22 protein-coding genes, 1 tRNA gene and 5 pseudogenes are annotated in these 23,737 nt (G+C 54.5%); 22 read left to right on the top strand and 6 right to left on the bottom strand.

Going from position 1 to position 23,737, the window contains the following annotated elements:
- Positions 1-84: 84 nt before the first annotated feature.
- The 11 genes and pseudogenes from QFI97_RS08820 to QFI97_RS08870 all read left to right on the top strand — a co-directional run bounded on the left by QFI97_RS08820 (position 85) and on the right by QFI97_RS08870 (position 7,335).
- Positions 85-462 carry a type VI secretion system contractile sheath small subunit gene (locus QFI97_RS08820; protein ID WP_331834770.1) on the top strand — a complete coding sequence of 126 codons (378 nt, stop codon included), beginning with the start codon at positions 85-87 and terminating at the stop codon, positions 460-462.
- Positions 459-1,223, top strand: a pseudogene (gene tssK / locus QFI97_RS08825) (type VI secretion system baseplate subunit TssK); the annotation flags it as partial. The gene QFI97_RS08820 and the pseudogene tssK, both read left to right, overlap by 4 nt.
- A 148-nt stretch (positions 1,224-1,371) precedes the next feature.
- On the top strand, positions 1,372-1,956 hold the full coding sequence (locus tag QFI97_RS08830; protein WP_346430958.1) for a hypothetical protein: 585 nt from the start codon (positions 1,372-1,374) through the stop codon (positions 1,954-1,956).
- Positions 1,953-2,600 (top strand): DUF2931 family protein, encoded by a 648-nt coding sequence (locus QFI97_RS08835; RefSeq protein ID WP_346430959.1) that lies wholly within the window; start codon positions 1,953-1,955, stop codon positions 2,598-2,600. The genes QFI97_RS08830 and QFI97_RS08835 overlap by 4 nt, the downstream gene beginning before the upstream one ends.
- 85 nt (positions 2,601-2,685) lie before the next feature.
- A complete protein-coding gene (locus QFI97_RS08840; RefSeq protein WP_346430960.1) occupies positions 2,686-3,252 on the top strand; it encodes a tetratricopeptide repeat protein in 567 nt (188 codons plus the stop codon).
- A 55-nt stretch (positions 3,253-3,307) separates the two neighbouring features.
- Positions 3,308-3,505 (top strand): annotated as a pseudogene (locus QFI97_RS08845) (PAAR domain-containing protein); the annotation flags it as partial.
- Positions 3,504-3,854 (top strand): annotated as a pseudogene (locus tag QFI97_RS08850) (type VI secretion system baseplate subunit TssF); the annotation flags it as partial. The pseudogenes QFI97_RS08845 and QFI97_RS08850, both read left to right, overlap by 2 nt.
- A complete protein-coding gene (gene tssG / locus QFI97_RS08855; RefSeq protein WP_346430961.1) occupies positions 3,809-4,912 on the top strand; it encodes a type VI secretion system baseplate subunit TssG in 1,104 nt (367 codons plus the stop codon). The pseudogene QFI97_RS08850 and the gene tssG, both read left to right, overlap by 46 nt.
- Positions 4,893-5,429 (top strand): type VI secretion system lipoprotein TssJ, encoded by a 537-nt coding sequence (tssJ, locus tag QFI97_RS08860; RefSeq protein ID WP_346432077.1) that lies wholly within the window; start codon positions 4,893-4,895, stop codon positions 5,427-5,429. Before tssG ends, tssJ begins: the two co-directional genes overlap by 20 nt.
- 15 nt (positions 5,430-5,444) lie before the next feature.
- Positions 5,445-5,868, top strand: a pseudogene (tssE, locus tag QFI97_RS08865) (type VI secretion system baseplate subunit TssE).
- 219 nt (positions 5,869-6,087) lie between these two features.
- On the top strand, positions 6,088-7,335 hold the full coding sequence (locus QFI97_RS08870; protein WP_331834768.1) for a hypothetical protein: 1,248 nt from the start codon (positions 6,088-6,090) through the stop codon (positions 7,333-7,335).
- 91 nt (positions 7,336-7,426) lie between these two features.
- Here the strand turns inward: QFI97_RS08870 and QFI97_RS08875 are convergent.
- The 3 genes and pseudogenes from QFI97_RS08875 to QFI97_RS08885 form a co-directional block, all read right to left on the bottom strand.
- A pseudogene (locus tag QFI97_RS08875) lies at positions 7,427-7,588 on the bottom strand (phage integrase central domain-containing protein); the annotation flags it as partial.
- Between the two features lie 203 nt (positions 7,589-7,791).
- Positions 7,792-7,866, bottom strand: a tRNA-Arg gene (locus QFI97_RS08880).
- 74 nt (positions 7,867-7,940) lie between these two features.
- Positions 7,941-8,846: a formate/nitrite transporter family protein gene (locus tag QFI97_RS08885; RefSeq protein WP_095100480.1), complete on the bottom strand. Its 906-nt coding sequence runs from the start codon at positions 8,844-8,846 to the stop codon at positions 7,941-7,943.
- A 270-nt stretch (positions 8,847-9,116) separates the two neighbouring features.
- On the opposite strand from QFI97_RS08885, the gene mlaA reads away from it, so the two are divergent.
- Positions 9,117-9,878: a phospholipid-binding lipoprotein MlaA gene (gene mlaA, locus QFI97_RS08890; protein WP_095100482.1), complete on the top strand. Its 762-nt coding sequence runs from the start codon at positions 9,117-9,119 to the stop codon at positions 9,876-9,878.
- Positions 9,879-9,939: 61 nt separating this feature from the next.
- Here mlaA and fadL read toward each other — a convergent pair whose 3' ends face one another.
- Complete coding sequence (gene fadL, locus QFI97_RS08895; RefSeq protein ID WP_095100484.1) at positions 9,940-11,268, bottom strand: long-chain fatty acid transporter FadL; 1,329 nt, start codon at positions 11,266-11,268, stop codon at positions 9,940-9,942.
- Positions 11,269-11,633: 365 nt separating this feature from the next.
- Between fadL and QFI97_RS08900 the strand changes: the two genes are divergently transcribed.
- From QFI97_RS08900 to sixA, 4 genes are all read left to right on the top strand, one after another.
- The gene (locus QFI97_RS08900; protein WP_095100486.1) at positions 11,634-11,918 is read left to right on the top strand and encodes a YfcZ/YiiS family protein; all 285 of its coding nucleotides are present in this window, start codon (positions 11,634-11,636) and stop codon (positions 11,916-11,918) included.
- A gap of 158 nt (positions 11,919-12,076) precedes the next feature.
- On the top strand, positions 12,077-13,387 hold the full coding sequence (gene fadI, locus QFI97_RS08905; protein WP_095100487.1) for an acetyl-CoA C-acyltransferase FadI: 1,311 nt from the start codon (positions 12,077-12,079) through the stop codon (positions 13,385-13,387).
- Positions 13,387-15,531 (top strand): fatty acid oxidation complex subunit alpha FadJ, encoded by a 2,145-nt coding sequence (gene fadJ / locus QFI97_RS08910; protein WP_346430962.1) that lies wholly within the window; start codon positions 13,387-13,389, stop codon positions 15,529-15,531. The genes fadI and fadJ overlap by 1 nt, the downstream gene beginning before the upstream one ends.
- A gap of 209 nt (positions 15,532-15,740) precedes the next feature.
- Positions 15,741-16,226, top strand: a complete 486-nt coding sequence (gene sixA, locus QFI97_RS08915) for a phosphohistidine phosphatase SixA (protein ID WP_331834765.1) — start codon at positions 15,741-15,743, stop codon at positions 16,224-16,226.
- Between the two features lie 20 nt (positions 16,227-16,246).
- On the opposite strand, the gene smrB is transcribed toward sixA, so the two are convergent.
- Positions 16,247-16,798 carry an endonuclease SmrB gene (gene smrB, locus QFI97_RS08920; RefSeq protein ID WP_095100493.1) on the bottom strand — a complete coding sequence of 184 codons (552 nt, stop codon included), beginning with the start codon at positions 16,796-16,798 and terminating at the stop codon, positions 16,247-16,249.
- A gap of 166 nt (positions 16,799-16,964) precedes the next feature.
- Here smrB and prmB point away from each other — a divergent pair, with 166 nt between their 5' ends.
- Genes prmB through QFI97_RS08950 form a run of 6 tightly spaced genes read left to right on the top strand, consistent with a single transcriptional unit; the run spans position 16,965 to position 21,504 of the window.
- On the top strand, positions 16,965-17,897 hold the full coding sequence (prmB, locus tag QFI97_RS08925) for a 50S ribosomal protein L3 N(5)-glutamine methyltransferase (protein WP_095101335.1): 933 nt from the start codon (positions 16,965-16,967) through the stop codon (positions 17,895-17,897).
- A 29-nt stretch (positions 17,898-17,926) separates the two neighbouring features.
- On the top strand, positions 17,927-19,012 hold the full coding sequence (gene aroC, locus QFI97_RS08930) for a chorismate synthase (RefSeq protein WP_346430963.1): 1,086 nt from the start codon (positions 17,927-17,929) through the stop codon (positions 19,010-19,012).
- Between the two features lie 3 nt (positions 19,013-19,015).
- On the top strand, positions 19,016-19,840 hold the full coding sequence (gene mepA, locus QFI97_RS08935; RefSeq protein WP_331834764.1) for a penicillin-insensitive murein endopeptidase: 825 nt from the start codon (positions 19,016-19,018) through the stop codon (positions 19,838-19,840).
- Positions 19,840-20,649 (top strand): sulfite exporter TauE/SafE family protein, encoded by an 810-nt coding sequence (locus tag QFI97_RS08940; protein WP_095100498.1) that lies wholly within the window; start codon positions 19,840-19,842, stop codon positions 20,647-20,649. Before mepA ends, QFI97_RS08940 begins: the two co-directional genes overlap by 1 nt.
- Positions 20,649-21,197, top strand: a complete 549-nt coding sequence (locus QFI97_RS08945) for an elongation factor P hydroxylase (RefSeq protein ID WP_095100501.1) — start codon at positions 20,649-20,651, stop codon at positions 21,195-21,197. Before QFI97_RS08940 ends, QFI97_RS08945 begins: the two co-directional genes overlap by 1 nt.
- 31 nt (positions 21,198-21,228) lie before the next feature.
- Positions 21,229-21,504 (top strand): YfcL family protein, encoded by a 276-nt coding sequence (locus QFI97_RS08950; protein WP_095100503.1) that lies wholly within the window; start codon positions 21,229-21,231, stop codon positions 21,502-21,504.
- Between the two features lie 90 nt (positions 21,505-21,594).
- Here QFI97_RS08950 and mnmC read toward each other — a convergent pair whose 3' ends face one another.
- A complete protein-coding gene (gene mnmC, locus QFI97_RS08955; RefSeq protein ID WP_189339863.1) occupies positions 21,595-23,583 on the bottom strand; it encodes a bifunctional tRNA (5-methylaminomethyl-2-thiouridine)(34)-methyltransferase MnmC2/FAD-dependent 5-carboxymethylaminomethyl-2-thiouridine(34) oxidoreductase MnmC1 in 1,989 nt (662 codons plus the stop codon).
- Positions 23,584-23,737: the final 154 nt, after the last annotated feature.

Consider the following 23,737-nt stretch of genomic DNA (forward strand, 5'->3'; position numbering starts at 1 on the left):
TCTTTTAATAATCATCATTCTATTATCTCCTCTAAGGAATCGAAATGTGAAAGCGTGCATCGTGATAAGCAGAGGGATGATTAGATGGCTGAAAGTTTCCAGAATTGGGTGTCAAATTCGCGCGTTAATATAAAGTTTTATTTTTCGATGTGCAGGGCGAGCAAGAAAATAGAGTTACCACTGAACTTAATGGTTGCGGTTGATTTAAGTAACGGTCAGCTGACTGCGCCATTATCAGCGTGTGAAAAAGACAATGTTAATAAAAATAACTTCAACGCTATTCTTTCCGAATATTCCCCAAAAGGGAATTTTACCGTTAAGAATAGCCTTGCTGATGACGGTAGCGAAAACAACATCAGTCTGACATTTTGCACTTCCCGGTGGAAGTCATGGATGACCGCCCATTACGGGGTCGCCGGATGCCGAAATCCAGGTCATAAGGGCAGGGGAAACCAGCGATGAAAATTTACCGTCCCCTTTGGGAGGACGGGGCCGCTCTGGCCCCCCAGCAGTTTCAGCAGCAGGCCCGCTGGAGTGAACACGTTGCCGACATGGTCGCCCGGATGGGAATCTCTCATCCCTGGGGGGTGATTGCAGCAGAATTTGATGATGCCGCGCTGGCACTCTCACGCCTGAACGCCACCTGCCTGGTGGTGCGCTTCCAGGACGGTACCCTGGTTGATACAGGCATGGCTGACAATCTTCCTCCGGTCTGTGATTTGTCTGTTGCCGCCGGCAGTGAGGCCGTTGACGTGGTTGTCGCGCTGCCGCTGCTGAGCGCCAGCGGCGGTAACCTGGATAACGGACAGGACAGTGAGCGTCCTCGTCGCTGGAAAGCCGAGCGCGTGGTGGTTCAGGAGCTCGCGGGGTACGAGAGCGGAGAGCTCGCCATTTTGCGTAATGCCCTGACGCTGCGTCTGTCCAGCCAGGAGAACGCCGCATACCTGACCTGTCCGGTGGCCCGCCTGGTGCGTAACGCCCAGGGACTGTGGAGCCGTGACTTATCCTTCATTCCACCGATGCTCTGCGTCTCTGCCTGCCCGCCGTTGACGGCAGAAATGGGGGACTTACTGGTTCGGCTGCAGGCCCGCCGTCGCCACCTGATGGGCATGCGTCGTGAGAGCAATGCGCGGATGGCCGACTTTGCGGTGGCGGATGTTTCTCTGTTCTGGTTGCTCAATGCCCTGAACAGCGCCGAGCCGGTGCTGACGGAACTGCTGCAGCCTGAACAGTATCAAGGAATCCTGGCCGGAACTGGCTTTACCGGGAGTTCATTCGGATATCGGAGGTGGTTATAATCCAAAGGAAAAGGAGTATCTTTTTCTGACTCAGCCCCAAAACGAAACAGTCAGTGAAAGTATTCCTTCTGAAGTGACTGATATCTACCGGCGTTCAGCGGCTGAAATACCTGACTTAAAGAGCCTGCCAGCGCTAAGTGCGATAATTCCGAGTGGTGAAGTAAAGGCAGAAACCTGGTACGACTATCTTGTTAACGAGGATAAAAAACGCGGTGGCATTACACAAAAGCGTGTTGGGGCGGCAGTAACTATTGAAAGGGTAGTAACTAATGACTGGAGCAAAGTTAGTTTACGAGTGATGCTGGATGCGGCTCAGGAGGCTGGAGGGATTTTTGAGGCTTACGACCCTTTATCACCAGATATGATACTTCCACCTGAGCTTGAGCCGTTGTGTCAAAAAGCGCTTGACCAGGGAAAGGCTGTAAGAGGTGGTGGTGTGCCGACACCTTTTATCTCACCGGAATTACAGTTGATTGGGAAATATATTCACTGCTCCGCTCACTGGAACCCTGTGGTTGTAAAAGATGTCTGGCTGGACGGGAATAAAGTGAAAACTATCTACGGGGCAGTGAAATCATCTGATTTGTTTTTTTATATCAATCGTCCAAATCCGGGTTGGCTTCGATCTGTCTGGAATATGCAGGGAGGGAAATCATGAAAACAATCACCAGAATAACTTCGGTTTTATTACTTGTGGCTTTTGCTAACGCCTGTGCCAGTGAACAACCTAAGAGTCTAAAAACTCCATGGGATAAATGGTATTTCGCCTTTACTACCCCAAAAGCTTTACCTGCACAGGTTACACTATTGAAGTTGTTGGATATTGATGGATATGCATCTACATATAGAACTATTGATCAGCCGCGTGGAATCAGTGTTGAAAAATGGAGTGATAGGAACTCCGCGGGGAGTACGCAGTTTAACAAAGCCGATAGATTGCCTCAGATAATGATTTTTTGCTGGGACTCGATTATTGATAAAAAAACATATCAATCAACTTTGTTTTTCTCTCAGAATACATGGGATAAAATGATCACTCCTTATCCTGATGTATTAGAGCCTGGGAAGAGTGCATATCGACAAACGATGTTAATAGGATTGGCGCCGGAAGGAAAAGTACGGGTCTGGTTGAGGCAATATGGCCATTCGGACATCTCATTGAATGATACAAAAATAACGACTGTTTCAGGTAAAAACCTTGATATGTGTAAAGGAGTGACAGGGCACTCTAATGGTTATGTTTACTATGGAGATACTCCTGATTTTATCAAAGGTAAGACATACCCTTATGGTAACTGGTAACTGGTAATCGTTGTAAATAGTGATTTGTAATGATGAGCATCATTAACCATTAATGATCTATCATGCTTTTGTGAAAGGTGTTTTTATGAAACCATTTTACGTATTAATGTTGTTTTTTATCTCCGCTCTGTGTTTTGCTGAAACTATCACTATAGACTCAACATCAACTACTAAAGCAGACGATGCAAACTCAATGGCTAATGTTTATCGTTTGGGCATGGGTGTTCCGAAGGATATGAAAAAAGCATTTGAACTCTATCAGGTTGCTGCTGAACTCGGAAATACGGATGCTCAGGTCGATTTAGGTGACATGTATTATTATGGAGAAGAAACCCCTCAGAGTTACGAAAAGGCCAATTATTGGTATGAGAAGGCTGCGAAAAAAAACAACGCTAAAGCTCAGATGTATTTAGGTTACACATATCTTAATGGTAAGGGCGTCGCTGTGGATTATGCTAAAGCCAAAAATTTTCTTGAGCTTGCCGTTAAACAAGGCGAACCTTCAGCTATGAATCATTTGGGAACGATGTACTTTGATGGTAAAGGGGTAACTAAAGATCAAAATAAGGCTATTCCGCTATTCCCAAAAAGCTGCTCTGCAGGTGATTCTAATGCGTGTGATAAGTTAAAAGAAATTAAAGCTGAGAAGTAATGCTTTTATCTGCATAAAGAAATACATATGCGGAAATCAAAAAATGGAGTTTCGTATGTCTAAAGGCTTTGTATTAATTGGTGATAACACCACGCACGGCGGCCAGGTCATTTCTGCCTCATCAACAATGGTAGTTAATGGCAAAAAGGTTGCCCTTGTGGGCGATAAAGTCAACTGCCCAAAAGAGGGACATGGCATTAACGCCATTATTGAAGGATCGCCTGAATGGACATCTGACGGTAAAGCTGTGGTTCCTGAACATGATGAGCACCGCTGAAGTGCTGCGCGGGACGTTGGCGCTCTATAACTGGCAGGAAGATGAACTGAACACCCGGCGTCTGGAGGCGATTCAGAACGTGACGCATCACCGTCTTCAGCGTTTTGAGCAGGGCTATCTGCTGCGAGGTCTGGATATCGAAGTCACCCTCGACAGCAACGGGTTTACGGGGGTGGGTGATATTCACCTCTTTGGCGAAATGCTCAATCGGTTCTTTGCGCTGTATGCCGACATGAACCAGTTTAACCAGCTCACTCTCATCGTACAGCCAGAAGGAAAATGCATCCGGTGGAAAGAGAATCACAGTCCACGCCTGCCCGGCTGATGGAGCAGCTACGGCAGTATCTGCCGTACATGAACTTTTATCGCTTCTGCCAGATACTGGAACAGAGCCAGCCGGATAAACCGGTCATCGGCAGCACCTGGCAGGTGCGTCATGAGCCGGTACGCTTCAGGCCGCACCCCGGGATGGGCTTCCCGGCTTCCGAAATCAAAGGGGTTGAGCCGCCTGAACATTCACATCTGCCGCCCACTGTGCGCATCACCTTTATGGGGCTCTATGGCGTGCAGTCCCCGCTGCCGACGCACTATATCGATGACATCACTCAGCGGCGGGAAGGATATGAAGCCACGGCGGATTTTCTCGATATCTTCAACCACCGGCTGATTGCCCAGTACTACCGCATCTGGCGGAAATACTCGTACCCGGCGAGCTTTAAAGAAGGGGGCAAGGACGATATATCGCAGTACCTGCTGGGACTGGCAGGCCTTGGTATTGACGGCTGCACGGACAGCATCGCCGCCCCCGCGTCACGTTTCCTCGCGCTGCTACCGATGATGTTGCTGCCGGGGCGCACCGCAGAAGGCCTGGCGTCCCTGGTGCGACTGCTGGCACCCGACACGCAGGCTAAAATCTGGCACCACGACAAACGACGTGTGCCGCTGAAGAAGCCACTGACTATGAGTGTCAGTCACCCTGCTACCCTGACAAACCGGCCGGTGATGGGCAGCTATGCCACCGACGTGAACAGCCGGGTGCTTATGCTGCTCACTACCACAGACCCGGATGAAGTGCAGGGCTGGTTACCGGGCGGAGAGCTTCATGCGGACCTGATGGCGCTGCTGCATGTGTATCCTGGAGCTCGCCTGGATGTCCGCCTGCAGCTGTGTGTCGACCGCAGCCTGCTGCCGGACGCGACGATGAACACTAACCCCAAAACTGGCGCCGTGCAGCTGGGCCGCACTGCCGTGATGCGGCCGCTGAATGTAGCGAATACTGTAATATCCGCCAAAACAATAACCATCAACCTGGGCCGCTATGCGCGAGTTCAGGAAAATATTCACCGCAGGGAGACTGATGAAGATGGCGATTACCGCTGGTAAATTTCTCCTGGTTGCACTGGCCGCGGGCATCTCGCTGATGCTGGCTGGCTGTGGCCTGACCCAGAAAGTCACGGATGGCACCGTTGCTGTAACCAAATCGATATTTTATAAACAGGTAACAACTCTTCGCCTCGACATTCGGGCCCGTGAGGCGGTGAACCACAATGATGGCGGGGTGGCGCTGTCCACCGTCGTACGCATTTACCAGCTCAAGGAGCGCAAAACCTTCGATACGACGGACTACCCGTCACTGTTTAAGGCTGACGGTCGGGCCATCAAAGCAGACCTGGTGGCGGAGAAAGATATTCGCCTGCAGCCGGGTGGGGCGGTGATGGTGGATATGCCGATGGATGAAAATGCGCAGTATGTGGCTGTGGCCGGCATGTTTATGTCGCCGGACCAAATGAACAATACCTGGCGTGTGGTGCTGAGCCGTGACGACCTCGACCCGGATAAAGCCCGCGTTATCGAAGCGGGAAACAACCGGTTGATCCTGAAGGCGCTGAAAGATGAATGAGCCCCCCGTCCGTCACTGTATGAAACTCTTTACGGCAACTTTACAGGCGGCCTCGACCTGCATCAGGTCAGCGAGCAGAACAGGTCATCCTGTCAGTTCTGGATAACATGCAGCGTATCCTTAACTGCCGTGCGGGACGCTGGCGCACCTGCCGGACTACGGCTTGCCTGATATGGCTAAAATTCTCCAGGGGATGCCGGGTACGGCCCATGAGCTAATGGGAACATTAGCTGCCGTCTTACTCAAATATGAGCCCCGTCTGAAAAAAATAGCCGTTGTCCTTCTGGAACAAAAGGTCCCCGGTGAACTGCGCTATGCCATTGATGCTGAACTTAAAGGTATTGGGCTGGTGCGCTACGGTACCGAGTTTATGCCCGAAGGGTGGGTCCTGTTACGCCACCTGAAGCAGCAGTATCTCGATATAACAACCCGCATGTAAGACCCGATAGCGCTACGGTCTTTGCAATATCCTGCTTATGCCCTCAGGTACAGGCTTGCCCGTATATAGCTGGCTTGTCTGTCAGGTTTGAATGAATGGCTAACAAATTTAAGGTGGCGTAACGGATGTTGTACACCGGAAGGAACGCTGGGCGGAATACTGAAATTAATACGATATATTGAGCGTGAAAAATAATTTACCATCAACGGATTCAACAGAATGAATATGAGAATAAGGGAAGTCAAGTTCATAAACGAACGATCGAAGTGCCAAATCTACTGGTTGTTAATGTGTCTAAGCTTCGCTGCTGGATTGTTTTTTGTCTTTATCAGTTACGCCGTTGCCTTTTCGTCCCTTAAAAACCTGGGAGATTATAAAAAGGATTTTTATAAGCGACAGTATAATGCTCTCACTATATTGCCTGATGTTAATCTTGACATGAATTTACTCACCCACAAATTGATTGTAAGCGATCGTCTGCGGGGAATTGCTGATGACACTATCGCCAGAATCGCGACAGCTAAAGTTAATCAATATCTTAATAATGTGGGCCGGCAATGTAAATCTGATGGCTCCGATAATGGAAATGCGGCATTTGTGTCATGTGCCGGTCATCTTATCGGACAACATTTTTATTACACACCCGCTATCGAGGTATCAAACAACTATGCCTTAAATCGTTCCGATTGCGATACCAATACTTACCTGTTGATGGATGCGGCTCATCTGCATGGTATTGATGCTTACATTATATATGCACCATCTCATGCTTTTTTTGCCTGGAAGGATAGCACCGGGCATTTTCAATATTGGGAAACTACATCATCAAATAACAAGGGTGAAGTACCAGAGCTTAGCCATGATTTTTACGAAAAGAACTTCAGCCCTTCGTACTACACTCCATTTAATGGAGTTCGGGTGGAAGATATTTACTCTACGCTGACTTACGCCATATCCAATATTAAACCTGACCTGGATGCTATGTATAAAAAATATCCTGGTGATGCATTTGTCAGTAGTTGGTATTATTACGAAAAGGCCGTTAACCATAAATTAACGAAAAATGATGCCAGGATTTTACTTGATTTATTACAGGTGGATATTACTTCCAGTGATAAACGTTATGCTCTGGTTCAGTATTTCATGTCTGTTAACGACCATAACCGCGCGCTCGAGATTTTTAAGACAATTGGCCTGAAAAGATGTGCCGAGGACTGCTTTCAAACGGGCGTGGATCTGGGGCTCAAACGTTATCAATACTCCCAGTCGTTATTTGACTGGTATTCAGGCAAGCTGAAAAGTAAGTTCAATAATAATATCAGGAGTAACGTCGGTGACTTCTTTAAAGGATTAGCTCTTGCGGTGATGGGAGGGGGATTTATCATTATATCCATCATTGGTTCAGCGATCCTGTTGATCAGAAAAAAGAAAATAAAGGCGTGCATTACAAAACAGATTGACAGGTGATGGCGTTTTTCAGCGGCAAAGCCACCCAGCGAAACTCAATCAGATAACACCGCCAAACGGATCGCCGGGCATCTGTTTGGTGCCGCCCAATCTTCTCATCTCGTTGTAGCGCGCTAGCAGGATCGGTCGCTGAGCTGTATTCGCTCCGCCCTGTTACAATTGCATAGCGAAAGACCTCACTACAACACTGGCGCACTTTGTTTGTAAGCTCCGGCGTTTCACGCTTTTCTATATGTTGCGGTACTGATAAAAGCCCGATGGTTCAGGCATTGTCTCTGGGTTATCTGATGCGCATTCCCGGGCACTTTGGGGCTCGCCGGAGATTGAACGGGATCGGCCTGCCAAATGTTTGTTGATTCGCGCTGAATCGGGTAGACGTTACACCCAAGGTTAAGCGCTTTTTGCCGGCCATCAGGGGATTTTATCGAATTCGGTAGATATCAGGAGAGCTCGAAATGGTGTCCCCTGCAGGAATCGAACCTGCAACTAGCCCTTAGGAGGGGCTCGTTATATCCATTTAACTAAGGGGACGAAGCGGCGGGATTATAGCGTTTTTTTCCTTACAGGTTAAGCAGCTATCGGCTGACTGCTTAATCTATCGCCACTTAGGTCGTTTTTTTAGCTTTGGCCCGCGCTTTTTTCTCGTTACTGATGTCGTTGCGGATCTGGGCATGGCTGAGCAGGGCGAAAATAAACGTCCCGCCGCAAATATTGCCGGCTAGCGTCGGCAGGGCGAAAGGCCAGATGAACTCCTGCCACGGTAGCGAGCCGTTAAAGACCAGATAAAATATCTCGACGCTGCCAACTACAATATGGGTGGTATCGGCGAGCGCAATAAGCCAGGTCATCATAATAATGACCACGATTTTTGCCGCTCCGGCGGCGGGGAACATCCACACCATCGTTGCCACCAGCCAGCCGGAGATAATCGCGTTGGCAAACATTTCGCCCGGCGTGTTTTGCATTACCTTCAGGCTGATTTTCTCAAAGGCGTCGCGGGTCGCCGGGTCAAATATTGGCATGACATCAAAGGCCCATGCGGCGATTGCCGTGCCGATGAGGTTGCCCGCCAGCACGATGCCCCACAGCCGTAATAACAGCCCGAGGTTACCGAGGGTGGGCTTATGCATGATCGGCAGCACGGCGGTCACGGTATTTTCGGTAAACAACTGCTGGCGGGCCATGATAACGATGATAAAACCGAAGGTGTAGCCCAGGTTTTCCAGTAAGAACCCACCCGCTACGTCGGTAAGATGAACGTGAAAAATTCCTTTTGCGACCAGCGAGGCGCCCATCGACAGGCCCGCGGCGACCGCTGACCAAAGCAGAGCCATGCCGTCGCGCTCAAGCTCCTTTTCCCCCTCCTGGCGGATCTCTTCATGGGTAGCCATGGCGCGTGAGGGCAGACGATCCTCATCAACCTCTATTTCCTCGCCCTGCTGTTTCTCGTCGCTCTCAACCTCCATCTCTGCACTGTCGTGGCGATCGGGCGATTTTGGGGGTGGGGTCATGCCATTTCCCTCGATGATTTTTCATTATCATAAGCGTAGAGATATTTTTCGCGTACGGCGCTGGTGAACATCCTATTTTTTGTGCAATGGCAAGAATAGCAATACGAATATTGCAAAATATGTATAGAATCAGGACGCAACACTTATACCAAAGAGGGCTATGCTGAAAGCAGGCACCAGAGTGCACCTTGCTTCGGGCGATATCTTCATGGAGGCTGCAGTCCCCGGATGACCCACAGTGATAGCCAAAATTAACAGGGAGACACACCTATGAATTATCGCCTGTCGGCGCTTGCGCTCGGCGCCACACTGCTGGTGGGATGTGCCAGTTCCAGCTCTGGCGATCGGCCGCAGGGGCGTTCAGACCCGCTTGAAGGGTTTAACCGTACGATGTTCAACTTCAACTTTAACGTGGTGGACCCGTACGTTCTGCGTCCGGTAGCCGTGGCATGGCGCGACTATGTCCCGCAGCCAGCGCGTAATGGGCTGAGTAATTTTACCAGCAACCTTGAAGAACCGGCGGTGATGGCAAACTACTTCCTGCAGGGCGATCCCTATAAAGGTATGGTGCACTTTACCCGTTTCTTCCTCAACACTCTCCTCGGGATGGGCGGCCTGATTGACGTCGCCGGGATGGCGAACCCGCAGCTGCAGCGGGTTGAACCGCATCGCTTTGGTAGCACCTTGGGTCACTACGGCGTCGGCTATGGCCCATACGTGCAGCTGCCGTTCTACGGTAGCTTTACGCTGCGTGATGAAGGCGGTGATATGGCTGATGGGCTGTATCCGGTGCTCTCCTGGCTGACCTGGCCGATGTCTATCGGTAAATGGGCGGTTGAAGGGGTTGAGACCCGAGCCCAGCTGCTGGACTCCGATGGCCTGCTGCGCCAGTCTTCAGATCCGTATATCCTGGTGCGTGAAGCCTACTTCCAGCGTCATGACTTTATCGCCAACGGCGGTAAGCTCACGCCGGCAGATAATCCGAACGCCCAGGCGATTCAGGGCGATCTGAAAGATATCGACTCGCAGTAATCGGGTGATATAAATAAAAAGGGTGAACATGATGTTCACCCTTTTTTATGCCGGCAGCTTGTCAGAAGCGGTAGTTGAAGTTCGCGCCGTACAGCCAGGCTTTGCCTTCAGAACGGAAGGTGTAAGGACCTTCTTTAATTTCTACGTGCTGACCATGCATGTAGGATACGCCCACGTCAACAGAGGCATCTTTATTGAAGGCGTAGGTGGTACCCGCGCTCAGCCACAGACGGTCCTGATCCGGAATGGAGATGGATCGGTTGGAGGCCGGTACCGGGCTATCATCGAAGGCGATACCGGTACGGAAGGTCCAGTTATCGTCGTAGTAATAGGTGGTACCGAGCGCGATGCGGTAGGCATCTTTAAAGCTCTCATCTTTATAGAACAGCGTCTCGCCGTTGCTGCCGGTCGCTTTCAGCTCCTGGAACTGGCTCCAGCTGGTGTAGGTCAGGCTATAGTGAACCGCCCACTGCGGTGCGACGCGGTTGTAACCTGACAACTCCCACATTTCTGGCAGGTTCAGCGTCAGAGAACCGTTGGTGGTCTGACCGTTGGTCCCCGCCGGAAGGCCGAAATTACCGAGAATTTGGTTATACGCTGACGGCAGGCTGCTCTTGTAGTTACCGTCAAAGTCGATTTTCACTTCAGAACGGTAGGTGAAGCCATAGCGGTTATTCTTATCAAGTTCATAAAGAATACCGGCGTTCCAGCCGAAGCCCCAGGCGTTACCGTTCAGATGCGCAATTTGCGTATCGGAAGGAATTTGCGATACCGGACCCGCCAGCTGCGGCGGCAGGGCGCCCGAACCCGCAACAATCTGCCCCAGGTCGCCCGCGAAGCGCTCGATCTTCGCCTTCGCATAGACCGCGTCAAACCCTAAGCCAAAGCTCCAGTGGCTGTCCAGGCGATAGGCGCCGCTCAGGTTGAAGTTGGCGGTGGTTAAATCGGTTTTGCCACCCATGCTGCCGGCGGCATAATCGTCGTTATATTCGGTGGCCAACCCGTAGTTAGAGGTAATCGACGCCCCCCAACCAAACTGCTCGTTAATTGGCGACACAAAGTGGAAGTTAGGCACCCATGCGGTTGGCGCGATATTATTGGCGTTCAGGCTTCTGCCCGTCGGCGATTTGCCCGAGATGTTGACATCGGGATCGACAAATACGGCGCCCATAGACATCGTTGGGCGATCGAACATCATAATCAATGCCGGGTTACGGCTGGCATTGCCCGCATCGTCAGCAATTGCGCCCTCACCGGAATAGGCGCGGCCCAGGCCTGATGAAGAGAATTCGTTTAACTGGAAGCCTGCTGACCAGGCCTGTGTGGAAACAAGTGCTACAGCCACTGCGAGGGCAGATTGGGTAAAGCGGGTTTTCTGGCTCATGCCCATAACCTCATTGAGTTATTTTTATTCAAACTATGTTACATGCCGTAACAGAAGCGCGAAGTGTAGGGTCTGCTTTACGACAGAGAAATCAGACCAGTGCGCTGAGTATAGGTCTGACCAGATGAAATGTTGCAAGTTTGTTTATGAGATTTTTCAATTGTGATACGAAAAACGCGATCCAGTCGGCAAAATTGCCCTCAACTCGGGTGTCCGATTCGGGTAATTCTTGTTTTGGATCATTTTTAAGTGTGATTTCGGTCACTTAGCGCCGTTGTCATCATTAACGACTGGAGGCACTCCTCGGCCGGGCGTAAAATAAGCCTATTAATTGTCTGGCACCTTGCGTGCATATACAGAGGAAATCTACGATGAGTAAAGTTAGTGCAGATGAAACCCCGGTTTGCTGCTGTATGGATGTTGGCACCATTATGGACAACACCGATTGCACCGCCTCCTACAGCCGCGTGTTTGCCAACCGCGCTGAAGCAGACGAAACGCTGGCGGCGTTGACTGAAAGAGCCCGCGGCGTGGAATCTGAACCGTGCAAAATTACCCCGACCTTTAGCGATGTTGAAGGCGGCGTGCAGCTGGATATCGATTTTGTCTTCTGCTGCGAAGCGGAAACCCTGATTTTCCAGCTTGGCCTGCGTTAATTCCGTTCTGACGCCCCCTTTCTGCGGGGCGTTATCTTCTCCTTTCAATGTGTTTTGGCTCCCACTTTTTTGCTTCTCCGATTGGCTTAATGTAAAAAATTAGTTAAAACTGTTATCAGGTCAGACCACTTGGTTTTATCGGTTAACAGGGGAGAGTTATGAGTCAGGCACTACCGCTTGTCACCCGTCAGGGCGATCGCATTGCCATCGTCAGCGGTTTACGTACTCCGTTTGCTCGTCAGGCAACGGTATTTCACGGCGTTCCCGCGATTGATTTGGGAAAAATGGTCATCAGTGAAATGCTGGCTCGCAGCGATATTCCCCCGCAGATTATTGAACAACTGGTCTTTGGCCAGGTGGTTCAGATGCCGGAAGCGCCGAATATTGCGCGCGAGATCGTGCTTGGCACCGGCATGAGCGTGCACACCGATGCTTACAGCGTCAGTCGCGCCTGCGCGACCAGCTTTCAGGCCGTCGCCAACGTTGCTGAAAGCCTGATGGCGGGGACGATCCGTGCGGGTATTGCCGGCGGCGCGGACTCCTCGTCGGTGCTGCCTATCGGCGTGAGTAAAAAGCTGGCCCGCACCCTGGTGGATGCCAGTAAGGCGCGAACCCTCGGCCAGCGGCTGAAGCTGTTTTCTCGCCTGCGCCTGCGCGATCTGTTACCGGTGCCGCCCGCCGTGGCCGAATACTCGACCGGGCTGCGGATGGGCGATACCGCCGAGCAGATGGCAAAAAGCTGGGGCATCACCCGTGAGCAGCAGGATGTGCTGGCGCTTCGTTCGCATCAGCTGGCGGCCAAAGCCTGGGAAGAGGGAAAACTCTCCGCTGAAGTGATGACCGCCTACGCGCCGCCGTTCCGCGAGCCCGTAGCAAGCGACAACAATATTCGTAAGAATTCTACCCTCGCTGATTACCAAAAGTTACGTCCGGCCTTCGATCGCAAGCACGGCACGGTCACCGCAGCCAACAGCACGCCATTAACTGACGGCGCGGCGGCGGTGATTATGATGACGGAATCCCGGGCGAAAGAGCTGGGATTAGCCCCGCTTGGCTATCTGCGCAGCTACGCTTTCACCGCCATTGACGTTAAGCAGGATATGCTGCTGGGGCCGGCGTGGTCGACGCCTTTGGCGCTGGAAAGGGCGGGCCTGACCCTCGCCGATTTAACCCTTATCGACATGCACGAGGCTTTTGCCGCGCAAACGCTGGCCAATCTGAAGTGTCTGGCCAGCGATCGTTTTGCTCGCGAGGTGCTTGGCCGCTCGCAGGCCACCGGCGAAGTGGATGACAGCAAATTTAACGTCCTCGGCGGCTCGATTGCCTACGGCCATCCTTTTGCCGCGACCGGCGCGAGGATGATAACGCAAACCCTGCATGAGCTGCGGCGCAGAGGGGGCGGGTTTGGGCTGGTCACCGCCTGTGCGGCGGGTGGTTTAGGTGCCGCCATGATTCTGGAGGTGGAGTGATGACTCCTGCATCAGCGTTTACTCTCGATATTCGTCCGGACAACGTGGCGGTGATCACCATTGATACCCCCGGCGAAAAAATGAATACCCTGAAGGCCGAATTTGGCAGCCAGGTCCGGTCTATCATCCGCCAGATCCGCGATAACAAATCCCTGCGCGGCGTGGTGATTATTTCTGCTAAAGCGGACAACTTCATTGCCGGGGCGGATATCAATATGATTGCCCGCTGCGCCAGCGCGGAAGAGGCGGAGGCGCTGGCTCGTCAGGGGCAGCAGATTATGGCCGAGATCCACGGGCTGGCTATTCCGGCGATCGCCGCCATCCACGGCGCCTGTCTCGGCGGGGGCCTTGAGCTGGCGCTGGCCTGTCACGGGCGAGTTTGCAGCGATGATGATAAAACCCGTCTTGGCCTCCCTGAAGTGCAGCTGGGGTTGCTGCCGGGCTCCGGCGGCACGCAGCGGCTGCCGCGGTTGATTGGGGTCAGCAGCGCGCTGGAGATGATTCTCACCGGTAAACAGCTGCGCGCCCGACAGGCCCTTAAGGCCGGGCTGGTGGACGATGTGGTACCGCACGCTATTTTACTGCAAACGGCAGTGGAGCTGGCGCTGAAAGGGCGTCCGGCGAGTCGCAATATGCCAATGCGCGAGCGCGTTCTCGCCGGCCCGTTAGGACGTAGCCTGCTGTTTCGCCTGGTGGCGAAGAAGACGCAGCAGAAGACCCAGGGCAACTATCCTGCCGCCAGGCGAATTCTGCAGGTCATTGAGAACGGGCTGGCACATGGCTGTAGCAGCGGCTACGCCGAAGAGGCGAAGGCCTTCGGCGAGCTGGCGATGACGCCGCAATCGCAGGCGCTACGCTCCATTTTCTTCGCCAGCACCGAGCTGAAGAAAGATCGCGGCGCCGATGCTGAAGCAGGACCTTTAAACAGCATCGCCGTGCTCGGCGGCGGCCTGATGGGCGGGGGAATCGCCTGGGTTACCGCCAGCAAAGGCGGATTGCCGGTGCGAATCAAGGATATTCAGGCCAGCGGGATTAACCATGCGTTGAAGTACAGCTGGGAGCTGCTGGATAAGCAGGTACGCCGCCGCTATATGCGTGCCGGCGAGCGCGATCGCCAGCTGGCGCTGATCTCCGGGACCACGGATTATCAAGGATTTGCCCACCGGGACGTGGTGATCGAAGCCGTATTCGAGGACCTGGCGCTCAAACAGCGAATGGTCGCCGAAATAGAACAACATTGCGGCCCGGAGACGATCTTTGCCTCCAATACGTCGTCGCTGCCGATCGCCGGGATCGCGGCGCAGGCCAGCAGGCCTCAGCGGGTGATTGGCCTGCACTATTTCAGCCCGGTTGAAAAAATGCCGCTGGTTGAGGTTATCCCGCATCAGCATACGGACCCGCAGGCCATCGCCACGGTGGTCAGGCTGGCAAAAATGCAGGGCAAAACGCCGATCGTAGTGGCGGATAAAGCCGGCTTCTACGTCAACCGCATTCTCGCTCCCTACATCAACGAGGCGATGCGCTTACTGACGGAGGGCGAACCCGTTGAGCATATCGATAACGCATTGGTTAAATTCGGTTTTCCGGTAGGTCCCATCCAGCTACTCGATGAGGTTGGCATCGATACCGGCACCAAAATTATTCCCGTTCTGGAATCGGCATGGGGAGAACGTTTTAGCCCGCCTGCAAATATCATTAACGCGATCTTGAATGACGATCGCAAAGGCAGAAAAAATAGACGCGGTTTCTATCTTTATGAGAAAAAAGGGCGTACAAGCAAAAAACGGCCCGATGCGGCAATTTATTCGCTACTGGGGGTTTCTGCCCCGCAGGCGCGCTTGTCGGCGCAGCAGGTGGCTGAACGTTGCGTGATGATGATGCTCAATGAAGCGGCGCGCTGCTTCGATGAGCAGGTTATTCGCAGCGCACGCGATGGCGATATCGGCGCCGTGTTTGGTATTGGCTTCCCGCCGTTTCTTGGCGGTCCATTCCGCTATATGGATAAATCTGGTGCGGGTGAAGTGGTTGCAATTTTGCAGCGCCTGGCCGCGCAGTACGGCCCGCGTTTTACGCCATGTGAAAATTTATTGCGCATGGCCGAGCAGGGGGCAACATTTTGGCCCGCTGGCGAACGGACGACCTAAGTTCTGGTCAAAGAAGATAAATCCGACGATGAATGACGCTGTCGGTTGGCTATTTTGTCAACAAACATTGACTATACTTACGCCACTGAGGTAAAAAACAGCGTTTCATTCGTTGGATGGATCAGGCACAATGCCCGGCCACCGGGTCGACTGCGTATTATCTGCGCGGGTAAGACTACGGTGCTTCTGGTTAACAAAAGCGGTGCAATATGCAAGTTTTTATCATGCGTCACGGCGACGCTGCCCTCGATGCAGCCAGTGACTCGGTTCGTCCCTTAACCGCATGCGGTTGTGATGAGTCACGTCTGATGGCAACCTGGCTGAAAGGTCAGAAAGTAGATATTGAGCGGGTTCTTGTGAGTCCTTATCTGCGTGCGGAACAGACTCTGGATATCGTAAGAGAGTGCATGAACCTGCCGAAGGACGTCGACGTCATGCCGGAGCTGACGCCGTGCGGCGATGTTGGCATGGTCAACGCCTATCTTCAGGCGCTGGCAAATGAAGGTGTGGCAACGGCGCTGGTCGTTTCTCACCTGCCGTTGGTGGGGTACCTCGTCTCAGAGCTGTGCCCGGGAGAGACGCCCCCGATGTTCACCACATCGGCCATTGCCTGCGTGACGCTCGATGCCAACGGCAAGGGCGAATTCAACTGGCAGATGAGCCCCTGCAACCTGAAGATGGCGAAAGCTATCTAATCACCCCCCGGAGCCGACGTTTACGGAAGCTCCGGCGGTTGCCACTCTTCAATCTCTATCAGCACCAGCAGTGCGGCGTCCCCGCCGTACTCTTTTGGCGCCTGATGGAAGGCCATAATATGCGGATGCTGCGCCAGCCATAATGGCGTCTGCTGCTTGAGAATATGCTTCCCGTGTCCGTGCATCACGCACGCGCAGAACACGTGTTCCCGGCGGCATGCGGCAATCAGCGCGCCCAGCTCCTGCTTTGCCTGCAGCTGAGTTAAACCGTGCAGGTCGAGAAACAGCTCTGGCGAATAGTCCCCGCGCCGCAGTTTTTTCAACTCAAAGTGGCTCACGTCCGCACGGACGTATTTTACCGACCCTTCGGTATTCAGCAGCGGCTGAAATTCATCCGAAAAGTAGTGGCTGTTGTCGGCCTGCTCCTGAAGTAGACGCTTCGGCGGCACTTCGGTAATTTTCTTGCGCAGCGGGCGGTGAACGATAGTGTCCTGCTTAATCTTACGCGTGCCGGTCATGAGCTGACGGAACAGCGTCTGATCCTCCACGCTAAGCGATGTTTTCTTTTTCATTGCCCACTCTCATCTTTTCTTTGCGCTAGTTTACCCGACCCGGAGTACATCCAGGCAAGCAAAACGTACTTTTCCCCCTCAGCCTGACGTAAGAATGCTGATTTATCGCCGTCTTCATGGCAAACTAGCCGCCGAATTTACAGTAGAGCGTGTCCTGGAGGATGGCGTGGATAAAATTTTTGTTGATGAAGCAGTCAATGAGCTGCAAACCATTCAGGACATGCTGCGTTGGGCGGTAAGCCGCTTCAGCGCGGCGAATATCTGGTACGGTCACGGCACCGACAACCCGTGGGACGAAGCGGTGCAGCTGGTGCTGCCTTCATTGTACCTGCCGCTGGACATCCCGGAAGACATGCGCATTGCGCGTCTGACTTCCAGCGAAAAACACCGCATCGTTGAGCGCGTGATTCGCCGCGTCAATGAGCGTATTCCGGTCGCCTATTTGACCAACAAAGCCTGGTTCTGCGGCCATGAGTTTTACGTCGATGAACGCGTGCTGGTGCCGCGCTCTCCGATTGGCGAGCTTATCGAAAACCAGTTTGCCGGACTGATCGACCATCAGCCGCAGCACATCCTGGATATGTGCACCGGCAGCGGCTGTATCGCCATCGCCTGCGCCTATTCCTTCCCGGAAGCGGAAGTCGATGCGGTGGATATCTCCCCTGACGCGCTGGCCGTGGCCGAACAAAACGTGGAAGAGCACGGGCTGATTCATCAGGTTACGCCGATTCGCTCGGATCTGTTCCGCGACCTGCCGAAGGTGCAATATGACCTGATCGTCACCAACCCGCCGTACGTCGATGAAGAAGATATGTCCGATTTGCCGGGTGAATATCGTCATGAGCCGGTGCTCGGGCTGGCCTCCGGCAGCGACGGTCTGAAGTTGACCCGCCGCATCCTCGCCTGCGCCCCGGATTACCTCAACGATGACGGTATTCTGATTTGTGAAGTCGGTAACAGCATGGTACATCTGATTGAGCAGTACCCGGATGTCCCGTTCACCTGGCTTGAGTTCGATAACGGCGGAGACGGCGTGTTTATGCTGACCAAACCGCAGCTGATCGCCGCACGGGTGCATTTCGGTATTTATAAAGACTAAAAACAACACGCAAACATGACGGAGCCGTGATGGCAGGAAATACAATTGGACAACTCTTTCGCGTAACCACTTTCGGCGAGTCGCACGGCCTGGCGCTGGGCTGCATCGTCGACGGCGTACCGCCGGGCATCCCGCTGACCGAAGCCGATCTGCAACACGACCTGGATCGTCGCCGTCCCGGCACCTCGCGCTATACCACCCAGCGTCGCGAACCGGACCAGGTTAAGATCCTGTCCGGCGTATTCGAGGGCGTCACCACCGGCACCAGCATTGGCCTGCTGATTGAGAATACCGACCAGCGTTCGCAGGACTACGGCGCTATCAAAGACGTTTTTCGTCCCGGCCACGCGGATTACACCTACGAGCAGAAATACGGCCTGCGCGATTATCGCGGCGGCGGACGCTCGTCGGCGCGTGAGACCGCGATGCGCGTTGCGGCAGGAGCGATCGCCAAAAAGTTCCTCGCGGAGAAGTTTGGCATCGTCATCCGCAGCTGCCTGACCCAGATGGGAGATATCCCGCTGGCCATTAAAGACTGGGAGCAGGTTGAACAGAACCCGTTCTTCTGTCCCGATCCGGATAAAATTGAAGCGCTTGATGAGCTGATGCGCGGCCTGAAAAAAGAGGGCGACTCGATTGGCGCAAAAATCACCGTTGTAGCCGATGGCGTGCCTCCGGGACTCGGTGAGCCGGTATTCGACCGCCTGGATGCCGACATTGCCCACGCGCTAATGAGCATAAATGCGGTGAAAGGCGTTGAGATTGGCGACGGCTTTGAGGTGGTTAAGCTGCGCGGCAGCGAAAACCGCGATGAGATCACCAAAGCCGGTTTCCAGAGCAACCATGCGGGCGGCGTGCTCGGCGGCATCAGCAGCGGTCAGCAGATTGTCGCTAATATTGCGCTGAAGCCGACCTCCAGCATCACCGTTCCGGGGCATACCATTAACCGCTTTGGCGAAGAAGTTGAGATGATCACCAAAGGGCGTCACGATCCGTGCGTGGGGATTCGCGCGGTGCCGATCGCAGAAGCGATGCTGGCGATCGTGTTAATGGATCACTTTATGCGTCAACGCGCGCAAAACGGCGACGTGACGACATCAATTCCACGCTGGTAATCGATGAAAAAAACCGTTATCGCTCTGCTGGCGCTCCTGGCCAGCTCTGCCTGCTCTGCGGCAACGCCGTGGCAAAAAATCACTCAGCCGATAGGCGGCAGCGCGCAGTCGATCGGCGCTTTTGCCAACGGCTGCATTGTGGGAGCCCAGGCGCTGCCCCTGAACTCGGCAAACTACCAGGTGATGCGTACCGACCAGCGCCGCTATTTCGGCCATCCCGATCTTGTCCGGTTTATCCAGCGCCTGAGCAATCAGGTGCACGGTCGGGGAATGGGCACGATGCTGATTGGCGATATGGGAATGCCCGCCGGCGGGCGTTTTAACGGCGGCCACGCCAGCCATCAGAGCGGCCTGGATGTCGATATTTTCCTCCAGCTGCCGCAGATGCGCTGGAGCCCGGCGCAGCTGCTGAAGCCGCAGGCGCTGGACCTGGTTTCCGCCGACGGCAAGCGCGTTGTCCCGGCGCGGTGGAGCCCGCAAATTAGCCAGCTGATCAAGCTGGCGGCAGAAGATAGCGAAGTCACGCGCATCTTCGTTAACCCGGCGATCAAACAGCAGCTATGCCTCGATGCCGGAAGCGATCGCGACTGGCTGCATAAAGTTCGCCCGTGGTTCCAGCATCGTGCGCATATGCATGTTCGCCTGCGCTGTCCTGCCGGAAGCCTGGAGTGCGAAGAGCAGGCGCCGCCGCCTGCCGGCGATGGCTGCGGTGCAGAGTTGCAAAGCTGGTTCGAACCTCCGAAACCCGGATCAACCTCTCCTGTGAAGAAGACGCCGCCTCCGCTGCCGCCTTCCTGCCAGGCGCTACTGGATGAGCACGTTCTTTAATGGATAGTTTTATCGACCTGTTTATGGTTTCGCCCACGGTACTGGTAGTGCTTTTCTTCGTCGCCATTCTCGCCGGATTTATCGATTCCCTGGCCGGCGGCGGCGGGCTGTTGACCGTCCCGGCGCTGATGGCTGCGGGACTCCCTCCGGCGCAGGCGCTGGCGACCAACAAGCTGCAGGCCTGCGGCGGTTCGCTTTCCGCGTCACTCTATTTTATCCGCCGCAAGGTGGTGAACCTCGCCGATCAGAAGCTTAATATTCTGATGACGTTTATCGGCTCCACCGGCGGTGCGCTGCTGGTGCAGCACGTGCAGTCCGATATCCTCAAACAGATTTTGCCGCTGCTGATTATCGGCATTGGCCTCTATTTTCTGCTGATGCCAAAATTAGGCGAGGACGATCGCCAGCGTCGCTTATACGGCCTGCCGTTCGCGCTGGTCGCCGGCGGCTGCGTGGGTTTCTATGACGGTTTTTTCGGCCCGGGCGCTGGCTCGTTCTACGCGCTGGCCTTTGTTACCCTGGCCGGGTTCAATCTTGCAAAATCAACCGCCCATGCGAAGGTGCTTAACGCGACCTCCAATATTGGCGGGCTGCTGCTGTTTATTATTGGCGGCAAAGTGATTTGGGCCACTGGATTCGTGATGCTGGCAGGGCAGTTTATTGGCGCCCGCGCTGGCTCACGGTTGGTATTGAGCAAAGGGCAATCGCTGATTCGGCCGATGATCGTGGTCGTGTCCGCAGTGATGAGCGCGAAACTTCTTTATGACAGCCACGGGGCGGAAATCCTGCAGTGGTTGGGAATGAATTAATGCAACAGCAACACCATTATCAGCAGCTGATCGCTATTTTTGACGGCTGCTTCGCCGACGATTTTAATACCCGTCTGATTAAAGGCGACGACGAACCGATCTATCTTCCGGCTGATAAGGACGTACCGTTTAACCGTATCGTCTTTGCCCACGGCTTTTATGCCAGCGGCCTGCACGAAATTTCGCACTGGTGCATTGCCGGGAAAGCGCGTCGTGAACTGGTTGATTTCGGCTACTGGTACTGCCCGGATGGCCGCGATGCGATGACGCAGCGTCAGTTTGAAGACGTCGAGGTGAAACCCCAGGCATTTGACTGGCTGTTTTGCGTGGCGGCGGGCTTCCCGTTTAACGTCAGCTGCGACAACCTGGAAGGGGACGTCGAGCCCGATCGCATTGCCTTTCAGCGGCGGGTCCATGCCCAGGTCATGAGCTATCTGGAGCAGGGGATCCCGGAACGTCCGGCGCGATTTATTCAGGCATTACAAAAATATTATCAAACGCCGCCACTGACGGCAGAACAATTTCCGTGGCCGGAAGACCTGCACTAAGGCCACGCTTTACACTAGAAGAGGAAAGACAATGCTCGCGGAGTTTGAATCACGCATTCTGGCGCTAATCGACGAAATGGTAGACCACGCCAGTGATGATGAACTGTTTGCCGGCGGCTATCTGCGTGGCCACCTGACGCTGGCGGTAGCCGAGCTGGAAGGTGGAGACGATCACTCGGCGCAAGCGATCAATGACCGGGTCGTCCATAGTCTGGAAAAAGCGATTGGCGCGGGAGAGCTCTCGCCGCCGGACCAGATCCTCGTTCAGGATATGTGGGATAATTTGTACCAGCAGGCAAAACGGTAAACAGCCCGTACCGCCTGCACGATAGCCCCGGCCGAGCGTCGCGAGGTCGGGGAATCGCCCGGATAATGCCATCCGGGCGACCTCTACGGGTTATTTCACCGCTTTTCCCTTCAGCAGTTTCCTCACCCATAGCCGATTGGGATTGAGCGCCGCCAGCGTTTCGCGATCCATTGGCAGCGGTTCCCCGCTCATCTGCGCCGCCAGAATTTCCGCCGTTAACGGCGCGGAGCACAGCCCGCGCGATCCCAGCGCGCCGAGAAGATAAAGATTGCGATGCACCGGAGCAGACGGCGCATCCTCCTTCTGCCCGGCAAGCAGAGCGTACCGGGTCAAGGTGGCATCATAGTCCGGCACGTTGCCTACCATCGGCAAATGGTCGCGGGTGGCGCAGCGTACGCCACAGCGGGCTTCGTTGGCGCTGGTATCGACCTCCTGGGCCCACCCGGCATCGGGGAAACAGTCGATCAAACGCTGACGGTTCTGCCGCTGATCCTCCGCGCTGAAAGCCGTTTCCGTCTGCCCGCGATGATAGCTGGCTCCGATACAGTGCCGCTGATTATGCGGGTTTTGCGGCGTCAGGTAGCCGTCATAGCACAGTACCTGACGCAGCTGAGAAAGCCCCGGCGTCGTCGGGATATGGCTAACCTGTCCGCCCACCGGATAGGCCGGCAGCTGCGCGGTTTGGCTGAAGGTGGTTAGCTGATGGCCGTTCGCCAGTACCACCACCGCATGCTGCTGGCGCTGGTTCAGCTGCCAGCCGTCGCCATCGGCGGTGAGCGTCTCCACCTTAAAACCGTAGCGCGCGCGCAGCCCGCGGGTCGCCGCCAGCGCGAAGAGTTCGGCCGTCAGCTGCTGCGGACAGAGCCAGCCTCCTGAGGGATAGGCGATCCCGCCGCAGCCGGTCTCCACGCCGGTCGCCTGCGCCGCCGTTTCGGCGCTGACGGCAACGGCAATTTCCGCCGGCAGATTGAGCTCAAGCATCTGGGCGATTTTTTGCGCGCTTTTCTCATCCCAGGCGAGCTGCGTCACTCCGCACCACTGGTGGTCGAAGGTGACCGGCAGCGCATCATATATTCTGCGCGCGAAGGTAAATGCGGCGGGGAAGAAGCGGGCCAGAGCCGGGTCGTGCTGGCTGAGCAACGGATACAGGGCCCCCTGACGATTGCCGGATGCGCCTTCGCCTGGCGCATCGTCGGCGCAATAGAGCGTCACCTGCCAGCCGCGGCGCAGCAGCGCGAGCGACAGCAGGGCGCTGGCAATCCCGCCGCCGATAATCGCCACTTCGCGCTTATCGGCGGCGGTGCGGGCGAACCACGGCGCGCGCGCGGGCAGGTTCAGCTCGCGGCTCATCTCGCCGATAAGCATCTCTCGCTTGCGGCCAAAACCTTTATGCTTGTGCATGGTAAAGCCGGCTTCCTGCAGGCCGCGACGGACAAAACCTGCGGAGGTGAAGGTTGCCAGCGTTCCGCCCGGTTTCGCCAGCCGGGCCATAGCCGCGAAGAGTTCAGGCGTCCACATATCCGGGTTTTTTGCCGGAGCAAATCCGTCGAGAAACCAGGCATCGACCTGCTGATTGAGAGAGTCATCAAGCTCAAGGGTCAGCTCATTGATATCTCCGAACCATAGATCCAGGGTCACGCGGCCGTCATCGAGCAGCAGTCGATGGCAGCCGGCAACGGGCAGCGGCCACTGGGCCTGCAGCTGCTCCGCCCACGGGGCCAGCTCCGGCCAGTGCCGGTGGGACAGGGCCAGATCGGCGGCGGTGAGCGGAAATTTTTCAAAACTGATGAAATGTAATCTTTGCAGGGTAGCTTCGGGGGAGTCACGGTGAAAAACGTCGAACGCCTGCCACAGCGTGAGGAAGTTGAGGCCGGTGCCGAATCCGCTCTCAGCAACCACAAATAGCGGGTGTGAATGAGTGGGAAAGCGTTCACCGAGGCGGTTGCCGCCGAGAAAGACGTAGCGGGTCTCTTCCAGACCGTTGTCATTGGAAAAGTACACGTCGCCGAAATCTCGGGAAACAGGTGTACCCTCAGCGTTGAATTCCAGGTTGGCAGGTTGTATGGCGTTTTGTTTCACGTAAGTTACTCGAATCTCAAGGCGTAGAACGATCTTAACGATGTGTGCCGGGAGGCGCAAATTTATACACAAAATGGCTGATCGGACTTGTTCGGCGTACAAGTGTACGCTATTGTGCGACTCGAAACTTAAAATAGTGCGACTTACAGAGGTA

The organism is Klebsiella scottii, assembly GCF_036561945.1.
Classification (GTDB): domain Bacteria; phylum Pseudomonadota; class Gammaproteobacteria; order Enterobacterales; family Enterobacteriaceae; genus Klebsiella; species Klebsiella scottii.